The sequence below is a fragment of the Klebsiella sp. PK01 genome, from assembly GCF_057624675.1.
This window is the reverse complement of sequence record NZ_JBYEZM010000005.1, coordinates 448,379-464,795: the sequence shown is the minus strand read 5'-3', so window position 1 is coordinate 464,795 and position 16,417 is coordinate 448,379. Positions and strand designations below refer to the sequence as shown.

The following is a 16,417-nucleotide window of genomic DNA, read 5'->3' as shown; positions in this document are numbered from 1 at the left end:
TTGAATGAATAAAATCTGTGCGCCCGGCGCAGCGTCAACGCGCTTTACCTATCTATTCACAGGCCTGTCATGACTAACAGCAATCGTATCAAGCTCACATGGATCAGCTTTTTCTCCTACGCCCTGACCGGCGCGTTGGTGATCGTCACCGGGATGGTGATGGGGAACATCGCAGATTATTTCCATCTGCCGGTGTCCAGTATGAGTAACACCTTTACCTTCCTCAATGCCGGTATTCTGATTTCTATCTTCCTCAATGCCTGGCTGATGGAGATCGTGCCGCTGAAAACCCAGCTGCGCTTCGGCTTTATCCTGATGCTGTTAGCCATCGCCGGGCTGATGTTCGGCCACAGCCTGACGCTGTTCTCCGCGTCGATGTTCGTGCTCGGTCTGGTCAGCGGGATCACCATGTCGATCGGGACTTTCCTGATTACCCACATGTATGAAGGCCGCCAGCGCGGCGCGCGTCTGCTGTTCACGGACTCCTTCTTCAGCATGGCAGGGATGATCTTCCCGATGGTCGCCGCCGTTCTGCTGGCGCGCAGCATCGAGTGGTACTGGGTTTACGCCTGTATCGGCCTGGTCTACGTCGCTATTTTCGTGCTGACTTTCGGCTGTGAGTTCCCGGTGCTTGGCAATAAAGCGCTGGCGGAAAACAGCCAGCCGGTAGTGAAAGAGAAATGGGGCATCGGCGTGCTGTTCCTTTCCATCGCCGCGCTATGCTACATCCTCGGCCAGTTGGGCTTTATCTCCTGGGTACCAGAGTATGCCAAAGGCCTCGGCATGAGCCTCGGCGACGCCGGTAAGCTGGTCAGCGATTTCTGGATGTCCTATATGATCGGCATGTGGTCGTTCAGCTTCATCCTGCGCTTCTTCGACCTGCAGCGCATCCTGACCGTGCTGGCGGGTCTGGCGACAGTCCTGATGTATCTGTTCATTAACGGTTCGCCGGAGCATATGCCGTGGTTCATCCTGACCCTTGGCTTCTTCTCCAGCGCTATCTATACCTCGATCATTACCCTGGGCTCGCAGCAGACCAAAGTCGCTTCACCGAAGCTGGTGAACTTCATTCTGACCTGCGGCACCATCGGCACCATGCTGACCTTCGTGGTGACCGGGCCGATCGTCGCGGCCAGCGGCCCGCTGGCCGCGCTGCACACCGCGAACGGCCTCTATGCCGTGGTATTCGTGATGTGTCTGCTCCTTGGCTTCGTTTCCCGCCACCGTCAGAACGCGTCGACGCACTAAGCCTTAGGCCCCTTTGCTTCGGCAAAGGGGCTATTTTTGGTAAAAAACAACTCCTCGCCGCCTTTATCGGTCTGTATCCACGTCTGCGCCAGCTGCGTAGTCGCAATGACCCTTCCCTGACGAATTGACCAACGTACCGGCACCTGGCAGCGTACGGCTTCAAAACCGTTTTCAGCAGGCAAGATCACCAGATTAGCCGGATTGCCGGTAGCGATGCCGTAATCATTGAGCCCAAAGGTTCTGGCGCTGTTGTGGGTAATCAGCTGTAGACTGTCGTTAATCTGCTGATAGCCCATCAGTTGGCAAACGTGCAGCCCCATATGCAGCACCTGTAGCATGTTGCCGGTTCCCAACGGATACCATGGGTCGAACACATCATCGTGGCCAAAACAAACATTAATGCCGGCCGCCATCAGCTCCTTGACCCGCGTCACGCCGCGCCGCTTCGGGTAGTCATCAAAGCGCCCCTGCAGATGAATATTGACCAGCGGGTTGGCGACGAAGTTAATGCCCGAGAGTTTTAACAGGCGGAACAGCCGCGAGGTATAAGCGCCATTGTAGGAGTGCATCGCGGTCGTATGACTCGCGGTCACCCGGGGGCCGATTCCCTCTTTTAATGCCAGCGCGGCGACCGTTTCGACAAAGCGTGACTGTTCATCGTCAATTTCATCGCAGTGGATATCCAGCGGACGCTGGTATTTCTGCGCCAAACGGAAGGCGATATGCAGCGATTCCACTCCGTATTCACGAGTAAATTCGAAATGCGGGATCGCCCCGACCACATCGGCGCCCAGCTGTAATGCCTCCTCCAGCAAACTCTCACCATTGGGGTAGGATAAAATCCCTTCCTGGGGGAAGGCGACTATCTGCAAATCGACCCACGGCGCTACCTCTTGTTTGACTTCCAGCATCGCTTTCAGCGCGGTCAACGATGGGTCAGAAACATCGACATGGGTGCGAACAAACTGGATGCCGTTAGCGATTTGCCAGCGCAGGGTTTTCCACGCGCGGGCTTTCACATCCTCATGGCTTAGCAGCGCTTTACGCTCGGCCCAACGCTCAATCCCCTCGAACAGCGTCCCGGACTGGTTCCAGTTTGGTTCTCCCGCCGTTTGCGTGGTATCGAGATGAATATGCGGTTCGATAAACGGCGGGATGGCCAATCCGCCGCGGGCGTTAAGCACTTCGTAGCTCTCGCTGCGTGCCTCTCCCATCGGCGTAATGTCGCCGAATCGCCCTTTATCAATCGCAATCTGCCACAACCCTTCCCTCTTTGGCAGATGGACGTTCTGAATTAACCACAGCGGCGTTGTCGACATAGTTTGCTCCCCTGAATATTGCTCATTTCTTCCGCTGCCTTTGTACATAAAAAGAACAGAACGGAAAAGCCTGATTTTTCCATAACTTATAAAAATCATTATAAATCATGAATATACTCATTAAGTGGTAGGTAAGTTCTAAATTGATTTGTATCAATGAGTGTAGTAGCTGAATCGTTAAGGTAGGCGGTAATAGAAAAGAAATCGAGGCAAAAATGAGCAAAGTCAGAATCGCTATTATCGGTAACGGCATGGTCGGCCATCGCTTTATCGAAGAGCTTCTTGATAAGGCGCCTGCCGGACAATTCGACATTACCGTGTTCTGTGAAGAGCCGCGTATCGCCTATGACCGTGTCCACCTGTCGTCTTACTTCTCCCATCACACTGCGGAAGAGCTGTCGCTGGTACGCGAAGGTTTCTATGAGAAACACGGCGTCAAGGTGCTGGTCGGCGAACGCGCGATTACCATCAACCGCCAGGAAAAGGTTATCCACTCCAGCGCTGGCCGTACCGTTTTCTACGACAAGCTGATTATGGCGACTGGCTCATACCCGTGGATCCCGCCGATTAAAGGCGCGGAAACCCAGGATTGCTTCGTCTATCGTACTATTGAAGATCTTAACGCCATCGAATCCTGCGCCCGTCGCAGCAAACGCGGCGCGGTGGTCGGCGGCGGTCTGCTCGGTCTGGAAGCAGCCGGCGCGCTGAAAAATCTCGGGGTGGAAACCCACGTGATCGAGTTTGCGCCGATGCTGATGGCCGAGCAGCTCGATCAGATGGGCGGCGAGCAGCTGAAGCGTAAGATCGAAAGCATGGGTGTGAAGGTTCACACCAGCAAAAACACCAAAGAGATCGTTCAGCAGGGCACCGAGGCGCGCAAAACGATGCGCTTCGCCGACGGTAGCGAACTGCAGGTCGATTTCATCGTCTTCTCTACCGGTATCCGTCCGCGCGACAAGCTGGCTACTCAATGCGGTCTCGCCGTCGCCCAGCGCGGCGGCATCATGGTCAACGATAGCTGCCAGACCTCCGACCCGGATATCTACGCTATCGGCGAATGCGCCAGCTGGAATAACCGCGTGTATGGTCTTGTCGCCCCGGGCTACAAAATGGCGCAGGTGACGGTTGACCATATCCTCGGCAACGACAATCTGTTCACCGGCGCCGACCTCAGCGCCAAGCTGAAACTGCTCGGCGTTGACGTTGGCGGTATCGGCGACGCCCACGGGCGCACGCCGGGCGCGCGTAGCTACGTCTATCTCGACGAAAGCAAAGAAGTCTACAAACGGCTCATCGTCAGCGAAGATAACAAAACCCTGCTCGGCGCGGTACTGGTCGGCGACACCAGCGATTACGGCAACCTGCTGCAGCTGGTGCTGAACGCCATCGAATTACCGGAAAACCCGGATTCGCTGATCCTCCCGGCCCACGCCGGCAGCGGCAAGCCGTCTATCGGCGTGGATAAACTGCCGGACAGCGCGCAAATTTGTTCCTGCTTCGACGTCAGCAAAGGCGACCTGATCGCCGCTATCAATAAAGGCTGTCACACCGTAGCGGCGCTGAAAGCGGAAACCAAAGCCGGAACCGGCTGCGGCGGCTGTATTCCGCTGGTGACGCAGGTGCTCAACGCCGAGCTGGCGAAACAGGGTATCGAAGTGAACAACAATCTGTGCGAGCACTTCGCCTACTCTCGCCAGGAACTGTTCCACCTGATCCGCGTGGAAGGCATCAAAACCTTCGACGAGCTGCTGGAAAAACACGGTCAGGGCTACGGCTGTGAAGTCTGTAAGCCGACCGTCGGTTCCCTGCTGGCCTCCTGCTGGAATGAGTACATCCTCAAACCACAGCACACGCCGCTGCAGGACACCAACGATAACTTCCTCGCCAATATCCAGAAAGATGGCACCTACTCGGTGATCCCGCGCTCCGCAGGCGGCGAAATCACGCCAGAAGGCCTGGTTGCCGTCGGTCGCATCGCGCGCGAATTTAATCTGTATACCAAAATCACCGGCTCCCAGCGTATCGGCCTGTTCGGCGCGCAAAAAGATGACCTGCCGGAGATCTGGCGTCAGCTGATTGAAGCCGGCTTCGAAACCGGCCATGCGTACGCCAAAGCGCTACGTATGGCGAAAACCTGCGTCGGCAGTACCTGGTGCCGCTACGGCGTCGGCGATAGCGTCGGCTTCGGCGTAGAACTGGAAAACCGCTACAAAGGCATCCGTACCCCGCACAAAATGAAGTTCGGCGTCTCCGGCTGCACCCGTGAATGCGCGGAAGCCCAGGGTAAAGACGTTGGGATCATCGCCACCGAGAAAGGCTGGAACCTGTACGTGTGCGGTAACGGCGGGATGAAACCACGCCACGCCGATCTGCTGGCCGCGGACCTCGATCGCGATACGCTCATCAAATATCTCGACCGCTTTATGATGTTCTACATCCGCACCGCCGATAAGCTGACCCGTACCGCGCCGTGGCTGGACAACATGGAAGGCGGCATCGACTATCTGCGCAGCGTCATCATCGACGATAAGCTGGGCCTGAACGATCACCTTGAAGAAGAGCTGGCTCGCCTGCGCGCCGCTTTCGCCTGCGAATGGACCGAGACCGTCAATAACCCGGCGGCGCAGACGCGCTTCAAACACTTTATCAACAGCGACCAGCGCGACCCGAACGTTCAGGTGGTGCCGGAACGTGACCAGCATCGCCCGGCCACGCCCTATGAGCGCATCCCGGTCACGCTGGTGGAGGAAAACGTATGAGCCAGTGGGTAAACATCTGCAAAATTGACGACATCCTGCCGGCGACCGGCGTCTGCGCGCTGCTGGGGCAACAGCAGGTGGCTATCTTCCGTCCGTACCATGACGACAGAGTGTTCGCCATCAGCAATATCGATCCGTTCTTCAATGCCAGCGTGCTGTCCCGCGGGATCATCGCTGAGCATGACGGCGCGCTGTGGGTTGCCAGCCCGCTGAAAAAGCAGCGCTTCCGCCTCAGCGACGGGTTGTGCATGGAAGATGAGAGCCACTCCATCGCCCATTACGAAGCCCGTGTTAAAGATGGCAAAGTGCAGCTGAAAGCCTGATGCCGCAAGGTTCCCTCCGCGCCGCGGGGGGAACCATATCATCGGCTTATAACCACTACTAAGTAGAGGCGGCAAAATTCATATCTCCGTGATTCCCTCTGCTGCTATGCTACGACCGCACTCCCTTTCCCCCCTTGCCGTGAGGATCTGCCGTGGACCACTTACCTATTTTTTGCCAACTACGCGATCGCGACTGCTTGCTGGTCGGCGGCGGCGATGTCGCTGAACGCAAGGCGCGTCTGTTGCTCGACGCCGGCGCCCGGTTAACGGTGAACTCACGCCAGTTTACTCCGCAGTTTCAGGTGTGGGCCGAGGCGCAGATGCTGACGCTGGCGCAGGGCGATTTCAATCCTGCGCTGCTCGATAACTGCTGGCTGGCGATCGCCGCCACCGACGATGATGTCGTTAATCAGCAGGTCAGCGAGGCAGCCGAATCACGGCGTATTTTCTGTAACGTGGTGGATGCGCCCCGTCAGGCTAGCTTTATCATGCCGTCAATTATCGACCGCTCGCCGCTGATGGTCGCCGTGTCTTCCGGTGGTACCTCGCCGGTGTTGGCGCGCCTGCTGCGTGAAAAGCTCGAATCGCTGCTGCCGCTGCATCTCGGACAAATCGCCCGCTATGCCGGGCAGCTGCGCTCAAGGGTGAAAAAGCAGTTCGCTACCGTCGGCGAACGCCGCCGCTTCTGGGAAAAGCTATTTGTTAACGATGGCCTCGCCCAATCGCTGGCGAACGATGATCGTCAGGCCGTCGCCGATACCACGGAACGGTTACTGAATGAACCACTGGAACATCGCGGCGAAGTGGTGCTGGTTGGCGCCGGTCCGGGCGATGCCGGTCTGCTCACCCTCAAAGGGCTGCAGCAGATCCAGCAGGCCGATGTGGTGGTCTACGACCGGCTGGTCTCCGACGATATTATGAATCTGGTGCGCCGCGACGCCGATCGGGTATTTGTCGGCAAACGCGCAGGCTATCACTGCGTGCCGCAGGAGGAAATTAACCAAATCCTGCTGCGCGAAGCGCAAAGCGGCAAGCGTGTCGTGCGCCTGAAAGGCGGCGATCCGTTTATTTTTGGCCGCGGCGGCGAAGAGCTGGAGACTCTCTGCGCGGCAGGTATTCCGTTCTCGGTGGTGCCAGGGATCACCGCCGCATCCGGCTGCTCGGCCTACTCAGGCATTCCGCTTACCCACCGTGATTTCGCCCAGGGCGTACGTCTAATTACCGGCCATCTGAAAACCGGTAGCGATCTCGACTGGCAAAACCTGGCGGCGGAAAAACAGACGCTGGTGTTCTATATGGGGCTAAACCAGGCGCCGGCGATCCGTGAAAAGCTGATCGCCCACGGCATGGCGGCGGATATGCCGGCCGCCATCGTCGAGAACGGCACCGCGGTCAACCAGAAGGTTGTCGCCGGCACTCTGGATCGGTTGGATATTCTGGCGCAGCAGATGGCCAGCCCGGCGTTGATTATCGTGGGCCGCGTGGTGGCGCTACGCGACAAGCTGAACTGGTTTTCTCACCATTAAGCTAATGCGCTCTAACAGACACAAAAAAACCGGGATTATCCCGGTTTTTTTACCTTCAGCGAGCCTTGTTACGGCTTAGCGACAAAGCCAATCGCGTCATATACCGCTTTCAGGGTCTTAGAAGCGTGCGCGCTGGCTTTTTCCGCCCCCTCTTTCATCACCTGATTAAGGAACGCTTCGTCGTTGCGGAAACGGTGATAGCGCTCCTGCAGCTCGGTCAGCATCCCGGAAACCGCTTCGGCGACTTCGCCTTTCAGGTGGCCGTACATTTTACCTTCAAAGTGCTGTTCCAGTTCCGGAATGCTCTGGCCGGTCACGGCGGAGAGGATATCCAGCAGGTTGGAAACGCCCGCTTTGTTTTGCACATCGTAACGGACAACCGGCGGCTCGTCGGAGTCGGTCACCGCGCGTTTAATCTTCTTAACTACCGATTTCGGGTCTTCCAGCAGACCAATGACGTTGTTGCGGTTGTCATCGGACTTGGACATCTTCTTGGTCGGCTCCAGCAGGGACATCACGCGCGCGCCGGACTTAGGAATAAACGGCTCCGGCACTTTAAAGATATCGCCATAGATAGCGTTAAAGCGCTGCGCGACGTCGCGGCTCAGCTCAAGATGCTGTTTCTGATCTTCGCCTACCGGTACCTGGTTGGTCTGGTACAGCAGAATATCAGCGGCCATCAGTACCGGGTAGTCAAACAGACCGGCGTTGATGTTCTCGGCGTAGCGCGCGGACTTGTCCTTAAACTGGGTCATGCGGCTCAGCTCGCCGAAATAGGTGTAGCAGTTCAGCGCCCAGCCCAGTTGGGCGTGTTCCGGCACGTGAGACTGGACGAAAATGGTGCTCTTTTGCGGATCGATACCACAGGCCAGGTACAGCGCCAGCGTATCCAGCGTCGCTTTACGCAGGTTCTGCGGATCCTGACGCACGGTGATCGCGTGCTGGTCAACGATGCAGTAAATACAGTGATAGTCATCCTGCATGTTTACCCATTGACGCAGCGCACCCATATAGTTGCCAATGGTCAATTCACCTGAGGGCTGTGCGCCACTAAAAACGATGGGCTTAGTCATTTTTTAATTCCTGAGTTTCACTGTACGGTAGCCCAAGAGCGGGCAAGAGTTCATTAAATTGGTCAAAGATAAAATCCGGCTCGCTCAACGCAATCGGCTCGCCGTAGTTGTAGCCGTAAGTCAGACCGATAGAGCAACAGCCCGCCGCTTTCGCCGCCTGAATATCGTTGCGCGAATCCCCGACGAACAGGAGTTCGGCTGGCGTCAGAGAGAGCTTTTGCGCCACCAGCAGCAGCGGATCCGGATGCGGCTTTTTATTCTTCACATCGTCGCCGCCGATCACCACGCTAAAGTATTTCGCGATATCGAGGGCCTCGAGCAAGGGCGCCACGAACGGTGTCGGTTTGTTGGTAACCAGCGCCAGCGGCAGGCCTTTTGCGTGCAGCGCGCCGAGCGTATCGGCCACTGCCGGGAACAAGAAACTGCCTTCTTCCGCCGCTTCGGCGTAATAGCGGTCGAACAGTTTACGCAAAACGCGTAGCTGTTCGTCTTGCGGTATATCATGATCGTCGACGGAAGGTTTCCCCATCGCCGCGCGTAACGTGGCACGCTCCTGGCGAGCCCAATTCAGCGCCCGCTCCATCAGGACGTCTGCGCCGTTGCCAATCCAGGTCACGACGCGCTCTTCACCTGCCACTGGCAGTTCCAGCGCGTAAAGCGCGCTATCAACGGCGGCGGTTAAACCCGGCGCGCTATCGACCAGCGTACCGTCCAGGTCAAATGCCACGCCGCGGATGGCCTGTAATTTATCCATGACTAACCTTCGCTAATTCACTGCGCATTTGATCAATAACTTTTTTGTAGTCCGGCTGGCCGAAAATCGCCGAACCGGCGACAAACATATCCGCACCGGCGGCGGCAATTTCACCAATATTGCTGGCTTTCACGCCGCCATCGACTTCAAGGCGAATGTCGTAGCCGGATTGATCGATAAGCTGACGCACCTGACGCAGTTTTTCAAGAGTGTGCGGAATAAAGGACTGGCCGCCAAAGCCTGGGTTAACCGACATCAGCAGAATCACATCCAGCTTATCCATAACGTAATCGAGATAGCTCAGCGGCGTTGCCGGGTTGAATACCAGCCCTGCTTTACAACCGTGCTCTTTGATAAGCTGCAGGCTGCGGTCGACGTGTTCAGAGGCTTCCGGGTGGAAAGTGATAATGCTGGCGCCGGCTTCGGCAAAATCAGGAATGATGCGGTCGACCGGCTTTACCATCAGGTGCACATCGATCGGCGCGGTAATGCCGTAGTTGCGCAGCGACTTCAGCACCATCGGGCCAATCGTCAGATTCGGCACGTAGTGGTTGTCCATGACGTCGAAGTGTACGACATCCGCGCCCGCCGCCAGTGCCTTAGCGGTATCCTCGCCCAAACGGGCAAAATCAGCCGACAGAATCGAAGGGGCAATCAAATACTGCTTCATCCGCATCTCCTTGAAATTTATTTGGTCTTCGGCGGACGGTACAGCGCTAAGAGCTCGTCCACCTTTTTACGCGTACCACCGTTGCTGCTGATGCTGCGCCGAACCTTCACAATATGCGTTTCCGCCGCGTTTTTATACCACTCCTGCGTCAGCGGCGTGCGGTGGTTTGAGATAAGCACCGGGATCCGCTTTTTCATCAACGATTCCGCCTTTTTCGCCAGCATTACCTGCTGATCAAGGTTGAAACTGTTGGTGTGGTAGGCGGTAAAATTCGCCGTCGCCGTCAGCGGCGCGTACGGCGGGTCGCAATAGACCACCGCCCGGCTATCGGCTCGCTTCATGCACTCTTCATAAGATTCGCAGTAAAACTCGGCGTTCTGCGCCTTGGCGGCGAAGTGATAGAGCTCAGCCTCGGGGAAATAGGGCTTTTTGTAGCGGCCAAACGGCACGTTGAACTCGCCGCGCAGGTTGTAGCGGCACAATCCGTTGTAGCCATGGCGATTCAGATACAGGAACAGCACCGCGCGACGCAGGGGATCCTGACTCTGGTTGAATTCATCACGGTACTGGTAGTAGCGCTCCGCGGCGTTGTTTTCCGGCGTAAACATCTCGCGTGCGGCGCTGACGTATTCGTCAGTGCGCAATTTGACGATGTTATACAGACCGATCAGATCGCTATTGATATCCGCGAGGATATAACGAGAAAAGTCGGTATTCAGGAATACCGACCCGGCGCCCACAAAGGGCTCAATTAAGCATTCACCTTCCGGCAAATGCTTTTTAATATCGTCAAGCAGGGGGTATTTCCCCCCTGCCCACTTCAGAAAAGCGCGATTCTTTTTCATGCTGCCTAACTAATTACACTTTCTCCGGCTGTGGAGAAATCGCTCCGACAGCATCCTGCGCTTAAGACTACTCGCGGCATTACTTCAGGTCAGCTTGTACCTGATGCAGCGGTTTTGCCCATGGATTTTTCGCCTGAACATCCGCAGGGAGCGTGGCGACGGCACGTTTCGCTTCATCTTTCGAAGCGTAGATGCCGCTGACCAGCACATACCACGGTTGACCGTTGCGAGTCGTCTCATAGACAACATATTTTTCCAGCTTCTCTTTCTTCGCCCAGTTGTTCAGGTTGTTGTAGTTAGAGGAGCTGCTGAGCTGCAACGTATAGTTACCTGACGGCGCAGACTTCATCGAACCAACATCGCCAGCCGTTTTGCTACCAGCCGCTGCGGTCGCCGCAGGCGCAGTGGCCGCCGGGGTGGAGGTCGTTGCGGCAGGCGCAGTCGCGGTAGCCGTTGGCGCGGTTGTCGCAGCCGGTTTAGTCTGCGCAGTGGCGACAGGCTTGCTGGCGGTAGCCGCCGGCGCGCTCTCTACGCGCTTAGGTTTGGTTTCAACCGGCGCTTTGGCGGTAGCCTGCGGCTTGCTTTGCGGTTTCGGTTCAATCACCACCTGTTTACGCTCGGCAGGACGCGGCGCGGCAGCCGTCTGGCGTTCGGTCGTTTGACGCGGCGCGGCGCCATTACGCATTGGCGCAACGGTCGCAGGTTCGGTCGGTAAGGTGGAGTTAGCAACGGCGCTATCCAGTTGACCCTGCTGCTGAGTCAGTGCGTTGTTCAGGTCGCCCTGAACTTCCACACGCTGCTGGCTCTGCGGCTCAGAGGCGGGTTGACCCTGAGTCGGATTAGAGGCGATCGGCGGCAGAGAAACGTCCTGCGGCTGCTGCTGGTTGGTGTTGCCCGCAGTTTGATCGACCGGCTGCGCGGCATTGTTGTTCTGGTCAGCGGTCATGCTTTGATCGCCTGACAGGTTAACGCTCTTCTCACCAGAAGCGGATTCATTGGAAGAAGATGGCGATTTCAGCGCCGAACCCACGCCGACAATCAGCAGCAGGAGTACCAGCACCCCGACGCCCATCATGACATACTGGCGGGAAGCCGGTTTAGCAGGGGCCTTTTTGCGTTTACGCGGACGGCGTTCAACCTGCTGCTCTTCTTCTGCTTCTTCTTCGGACTCAAGGTCCTCTTCATACTCTTCTTCATCGCGTTCACGACGGGCTTTGTTCGCGCGCGTCGGACGGCTTTCATCAGCCTCGAGATCGAGATCGTCGAAATTGATCTGCGGATCGGCGTCACGCTCGGAAGACTGACGGGAACGACCAGTACGACGATCGTTGCGATCGGCTTTCATATCGTCTTCTGGTTTGAAATCATCCATTTAACACCCCACTAAAAGGCTTATGCTCACGATTATTGCATGTTGCCCGAAATGATAACGCCGCGCGGACGCGGCTAGACCTTCTTATTGTTGCGCCTGCTGAGTATCAGCAATCGCGCCAAGAACTACATCGTGCGACACTCCGCCGCGGACCTCGCTCTTTCCTATAGCGAGCGGCAATACCAGGCGCATTTCGCCTGCCAGTACCTTTTTATCACGCATCATGTGAGGCAAGTACGCTTCTGCAGACATTTCCTGCGGCCCGCGTACCGGCAACCCTGCACGTTGCAACAGCGCAATCATACGCTGCGTATCCTGCGCGCTAAACTGCCCTAAACGCTCGGACGTATGCGCCGCCATGACCATTCCTGCCGCCACAGCTTCGCCATGTAGCCAGTTACCGTAGCCCATTTCAGCTTCGATAGCATGACCAAATGTATGTCCCAGATTCAGTAAAGCACGTAACCCGGTTTCGCGCTCGTCGGCAGCGACAACTTCGGCTTTTAGCTCACAACAACGGCGAATACAGTACGCCATCGCTGATTCATCCAGCGCCATCAGCGCATCGATGTTGTCTTCAAGCCAGCAGAAGAACTCGCCGTCGAGGATAATGCCGTACTTAATGACCTCAGCCAGGCCGGAGGAGAGCTCGCGCTTCGGCAATGTTTTGAGACAATTAAGGTCGACGACCACGGAAACCGGCTGCCAGAAGGCGCCAATCATATTTTTACCGAGGGGATGGTTTACGGCCGTTTTGCCGCCAACCGAAGAGTCCACCTGCGAAAGCAGCGTGGTGGGAACTTGAATAAAACGTACGCCGCGCTGATAGCTCGCCGCGGCAAAACCGGTTAAATCGCCAACCACGCCGCCGCCGAGCGCCACGAGTGTGGTGTCGCGGCCATGTGGTTTTTGCAACAGCGCGGTAAATACCGTATCCATCACCGCCAGGCTTTTATACTGCTCGCCATCCGGCAGGATCACGCTGTCGACATTGACACCCGCTTGCTCCAGTACGGAGCGAACGGTATCAAGATAAAGCGGCGCCAGCGTTTCATTGGTGACCAGCATAACCTGGTCGCCTGATTTCAGTGGCAGAAAAGAAGCTGGATCGTTAAACAAACCAGCCGCGATGGTAATCGGGTAACTACGTTCCCCGAGAGTTACAGTCAGCTTCTCCATAACGCGACGTCCACCTCAGTTGCTTTACTCTGACGCACTTTATTAAGCCAGAATCAGTTGCTTTCCAGCATATGAATAATCTGGTTTGCAACGACTTTCGCGCTTTGATCGTCGGTGCGGATAGTCACATCGGCAATCTCTTCATACAGCGGATTACGCTCATCTGCCAACGCTTCAAGAACTTCACGTGGCGGCGCATCTACTTGTAATAAAGGACGCTTTTTATCGCGCTGCGTACGAGCAAGTTGTTTTTCGATCGTTGTTTCCAGGTAGACCACCACGCCGCGGGCGGAGAGACGGTTACGCGTTTCACGGGATTTTACTGAGCCGCCGCCAGTGGCGAGTACGATTCCCTGTTTTTCCGTCAACTCATTGATGATTTTTTCTTCACGATCGCGGAAGCCTTCTTCGCCTTCGACATCGAAGACCCAGCCGACGTCTGCGCCAGTGCGTTTCTCAATCTCTTGATCAGAATCGTAAAATTCCATGTTGAGCTGTTGGGCTAACTGGCGCCCAATAGTGCTTTTGCCGGCACCCATAGGCCCAACCAGAAAGATATTGCGTTTCTCTGCCATTTTTTCGGTACTACTAAGACTATTCGTTAATGATAAACCCGCTTCGCAGACACCCAGCGCAGCAGGACATGAACTGAAACCTCATATGCAATAGAGCGAGAGTCAGACTAAAAATTATCTCAATACTCCGGCTGGTTTGGCAACAGAATAAAATCACCGGACATAAAGGGAGGATTGATGTCGTACCCGACTCTCAAATCGGTACCCCTTGTATGCTAAATCCGTCCCCGCGTCAAACACCTGAAACGTGTTTAGCATGAAAAACCCGCTTAATGTACTGCCAGAATACGCGGCGTGATGAAGACAACCAGTTCACGTCGTTCATTATCTTTACCATCATGGCGAAACAGCTGCCCGAGTAAGGGGATTTCGCCAAGCAACGGCACGCTGTCGCGCGCCGACTTATTCTTCTGCGAAAAAATACCGCCCAGCGCCAGGGTCTCGCCACTTTTCACCTCGACTAAGGTTTCAATCTCTTGCTTATCAATTGCCAGCGCTTCGCCGTTTTCCTGCTGCAGTACCTGGCCTGGCGTATTTTCGCTAATGCGCAGTTTCAGGCGCACGCGATCCTGCTGTAGCACCGTCGGCGTCACCTCCATACCCAGGACCGCCTCTTTAAACTCAACCGAGGTGGCGCCGCTTTCTCCGCTGGAGACCTGATAGGGGATCTCGCTGCCCTGTTTGATACTAGCGGGTTGCATATGCGACGCCAGCAGGCGCGGACTGGCGATGATGTCCACCTGCTGCTTTTGCTCCAACGCGGAAAGCTCAAGCTCCAGTAGCCGCCCGTTAATCCGGCCGATATTAAACCCGCCGCGGGTGGTCGCGTCTGATACCGCCAGATTACTGCCCAGGTTGGTCATTTTCCCCATCCCCGGCGTGCTGCTGGCCTCCGCCAGGCTCCACTTCACGCCAAGCTCACGCAGGCTGGTCGCGCTCATTGACACAATGTGCGCCGCCAGCTCCACCTGCCCGACCGGCAGATCCATCTCTTCAGCCCACGCCTTCAGCGCCGGCAGATGCCGATCGTCGTCGCGGATTAACAGACGATTAGTTCGCCGATCGACGGTCATCGTGCCGCGGGCGCTCAACAGCTTGCCCCCGGATTTCGCCAGTTCGTCTGCGTCGGCATAGCGAAGCGGGATACTGTGGTTACGTAATGGCAGATTCTGCCAGCGTTTAGCCTGCTCGGCTTCCTGCTGCGTCCGTTTCGCTTGCTGCCACGCCAGCGTGTGGATGTACAACACCGTGCCCTGACGGGCCATTGTCAGTCCGGCGCTATCGAGAACCGACTGGAGCGCCTGTTGCCAGGGGACGCTATTTAAGTGGAGCGACAGCGTGCCGCTGACCTCCGGCGCCACGATTAAATTAAGATGTTGCATTTCCGCCAGGCTTTGCAGTACCTGGGCCACCGGTACATCATCAATCACCAGCGATACCGGCGGTTCTTTTTTCGCCGCCGCGGCCAGCAGCGGCAGCAGCAGAAGTAGCAGGCTTATCCTTCGCATCATGTTGGCTTTCCTTACGTGACCAGACCCAGCGTGCGGGTTCACACCCGGTATTGGCCTCCAGAGTTAATGTTTCTGCCGTTAGCTGTCGAATTCGCCAGCCGCCAGGCAAAACGTCGTTAATTCGTACACGCCGCCACTGACCGGTATGATCCTGAACAAGACCCAGCCACTGGGCCGGGCGGCCAACCCCGCCGCCGTAACGCCACTGCGTCAGCTGCGCGGTCTGGCAGTGGTCCTCGACCGGTAAAAAAGGATCGCGCGCTCCTGCCAGCAGCGGGCAAACCAGCAGCAGCATGTATCCTTTATATTTCATCGTCGCGCTCCAGTTGCAACGACATCTGTAGTACCCCTTTTTCATCATTTAGTGAAAAAGCGCTAGCGTGTACCCCGCAATCGGCAAGCCAGGCGAACAGCGGCGGCACCGACTGCCAGTTAACCGCCGCCAGCATCTCACCGCCGCGCCCTCGCGGTTGCCAGGCCTGTAACAAGATACCGGCCACGGGTGGCTCCAGCGGTGAAAAACGCCGGGCCGTCCAATCATCAACCACGCGCTGCTGCAGCGTGGCCCGCAGCGGCATTACTCGCCGCCATTGCGTCTGTAGGGGCGGCGGCGCAGGCTGCGAAGCGCTGACAACAACAAGCGAAAACGCCAGATACACTGCCGCAGCCAAAACTGTGGCGCAAAGTAACGCTAACGGCCATCCGCGCAGCGCCTGCAGGCGTTCAATCGCTGTCCGCATCGGCAGTGTCCCCAGGTAGAAAAAAGCTAAATGACCAGCGTCCCTGTGTATCGCGATGCGTTCCTCCTGCCATCGCCGGTTGAAACCCCTCCAGCTTGCCAAGCGCCTTTTCCAGCGCCGCCACCGCCTTGAGGTTCAGCGCCAGGCCGCTGAGGGTGATGCCCTGCGGTTGGTAGTCCAGTCTGGTTAACCACAGCGGCTCCGGCAACAGCGACGCTAACGTGAGCAATCGTGTCTGCCAGGCCTGCATTTCGGCTCGCCGCTGCGCTTGCCGTACCTGTCGCTCACTGCGCTGTATTTCTTCGCGCATCTCCCGCTCGCGTTGCAACAGCGCGGAATAAAGCAGATTGTCGGCCTGGGCGCGCATCGCCTGCTGCGCCGCGTCCATCTGACGCAACGCGCGCGTCGCTATCGTCAGGGCGGCGATGTTTAGCGCCATCGCCACCACCAGCAGCCCGCCCAGACGCAAGCGTTGCCGCCGTCGCGTCTCGCGCCACGGCAGAAGATTAATCGGCTGCGCCAT

Annotated in this window: 16 protein-coding genes; 4 read left to right on the top strand and 12 right to left on the bottom strand. The window is 56.9% G+C overall.

Going from position 1 to position 16,417, the window contains the following annotated elements; genetic code table 11:
- The first annotated feature begins 69 nt into the window (after nucleotides 1-69).
- Entirely contained in the window at nucleotides 70-1,248 is a 1,179-nt protein-coding gene (gene tsgA / locus AC22LX_RS18445; RefSeq protein ID WP_045394873.1) for an MFS transporter TsgA, read from the top strand.
- Here tsgA and AC22LX_RS18440 read toward each other — a convergent pair.
- Nucleotides 1,245-2,567: a cytosine deaminase gene (locus AC22LX_RS18440; protein WP_045394871.1), complete on the bottom strand. Its 1,323-nt coding sequence runs from the start codon at nucleotides 2,565-2,567 to the stop codon at nucleotides 1,245-1,247. The genes tsgA and AC22LX_RS18440 overlap by 4 nt on opposite strands.
- A 215-nt stretch (nucleotides 2,568-2,782) precedes the next feature.
- Here AC22LX_RS18440 and nirB point away from each other — a divergent pair, with 215 nt between their 5' ends.
- The 3 genes from nirB to cysG all read left to right on the top strand — a co-directional run bounded on the left by nirB (nucleotide 2,783) and on the right by cysG (nucleotide 7,175).
- Nucleotides 2,783-5,326 carry a nitrite reductase large subunit NirB gene (nirB, locus tag AC22LX_RS18435; RefSeq protein WP_015369394.1) on the top strand — a complete coding sequence of 848 codons (2,544 nt, stop codon included), beginning with the start codon at nucleotides 2,783-2,785 and terminating at the stop codon, nucleotides 5,324-5,326.
- Nucleotides 5,323-5,649 (top strand): nitrite reductase small subunit NirD, encoded by a 327-nt coding sequence (nirD, locus tag AC22LX_RS18430; protein WP_015369393.1) that lies wholly within the window; start codon nucleotides 5,323-5,325, stop codon nucleotides 5,647-5,649. The genes nirB and nirD overlap by 4 nt, the downstream gene beginning before the upstream one ends.
- A 152-nt stretch (nucleotides 5,650-5,801) precedes the next feature.
- On the top strand, nucleotides 5,802-7,175 hold the full coding sequence (gene cysG, locus AC22LX_RS18425; protein WP_047050227.1) for a siroheme synthase CysG: 1,374 nt from the start codon (nucleotides 5,802-5,804) through the stop codon (nucleotides 7,173-7,175).
- 68 nt (nucleotides 7,176-7,243) lie between these two features.
- On the opposite strand, the gene trpS is transcribed toward cysG, so the two are convergent.
- From trpS to AC22LX_RS18370, 11 genes are all read right to left on the bottom strand, one after another.
- Nucleotides 7,244-8,248, bottom strand: a complete 1,005-nt coding sequence (trpS, locus tag AC22LX_RS18420) for a tryptophan--tRNA ligase (protein ID WP_045394867.1) — start codon at nucleotides 8,246-8,248, stop codon at nucleotides 7,244-7,246.
- Nucleotides 8,241-9,002: a phosphoglycolate phosphatase gene (gene gph / locus AC22LX_RS18415; RefSeq protein WP_045394865.1), complete on the bottom strand. Its 762-nt coding sequence runs from the start codon at nucleotides 9,000-9,002 to the stop codon at nucleotides 8,241-8,243. Before gph ends, trpS begins: the two co-directional genes overlap by 8 nt.
- The gene (gene rpe / locus AC22LX_RS18410; protein ID WP_015369389.1) at nucleotides 8,995-9,672 is read right to left on the bottom strand and encodes a ribulose-phosphate 3-epimerase; all 678 of its coding nucleotides are present in this window, start codon (nucleotides 9,670-9,672) and stop codon (nucleotides 8,995-8,997) included. The genes gph and rpe overlap by 8 nt, the downstream gene beginning before the upstream one ends.
- A 17-nt stretch (nucleotides 9,673-9,689) precedes the next feature.
- Nucleotides 9,690-10,517 (bottom strand): adenine-specific DNA-methyltransferase, encoded by an 828-nt coding sequence (dam, locus tag AC22LX_RS18405; protein ID WP_045394863.1) that lies wholly within the window; start codon nucleotides 10,515-10,517, stop codon nucleotides 9,690-9,692.
- Nucleotides 10,518-10,596: 79 nt separating this feature from the next.
- Nucleotides 10,597-11,889 carry a cell division protein DamX gene (gene damX / locus AC22LX_RS18400; RefSeq protein ID WP_487334130.1) on the bottom strand — a complete coding sequence of 431 codons (1,293 nt, stop codon included), beginning with the start codon at nucleotides 11,887-11,889 and terminating at the stop codon, nucleotides 10,597-10,599.
- 84 nt (nucleotides 11,890-11,973) lie between these two features.
- Nucleotides 11,974-13,068 (bottom strand): 3-dehydroquinate synthase, encoded by a 1,095-nt coding sequence (gene aroB / locus AC22LX_RS18395; RefSeq protein WP_015369386.1) that lies wholly within the window; start codon nucleotides 13,066-13,068, stop codon nucleotides 11,974-11,976.
- Nucleotides 13,069-13,121: 53 nt separating this feature from the next.
- Nucleotides 13,122-13,643, bottom strand: a complete 522-nt coding sequence (gene aroK / locus AC22LX_RS18390; RefSeq protein ID WP_002920267.1) for a shikimate kinase AroK — start codon at nucleotides 13,641-13,643, stop codon at nucleotides 13,122-13,124.
- A gap of 269 nt (nucleotides 13,644-13,912) precedes the next feature.
- Nucleotides 13,913-15,154 carry a DNA uptake porin HofQ gene (hofQ, locus tag AC22LX_RS18385; protein WP_045394857.1) on the bottom strand — a complete coding sequence of 414 codons (1,242 nt, stop codon included), beginning with the start codon at nucleotides 15,152-15,154 and terminating at the stop codon, nucleotides 13,913-13,915.
- A complete protein-coding gene (locus AC22LX_RS18380; RefSeq protein ID WP_045394855.1) occupies nucleotides 15,066-15,467 on the bottom strand; it encodes a HofP DNA utilization family protein in 402 nt (133 codons plus the stop codon). The genes hofQ and AC22LX_RS18380 overlap by 89 nt, the downstream gene beginning before the upstream one ends.
- Nucleotides 15,457-15,894, bottom strand: coding sequence for a HofO family protein (locus AC22LX_RS18375; protein ID WP_045394853.1), 438 nt, complete (start codon nucleotides 15,892-15,894; stop codon nucleotides 15,457-15,459). The genes AC22LX_RS18380 and AC22LX_RS18375 overlap by 11 nt, the downstream gene beginning before the upstream one ends.
- A complete protein-coding gene (locus AC22LX_RS18370) occupies nucleotides 15,878-16,417 on the bottom strand; it encodes a PilN domain-containing protein (protein WP_045394851.1) in 540 nt (179 codons plus the stop codon). The genes AC22LX_RS18375 and AC22LX_RS18370 overlap by 17 nt, the downstream gene beginning before the upstream one ends.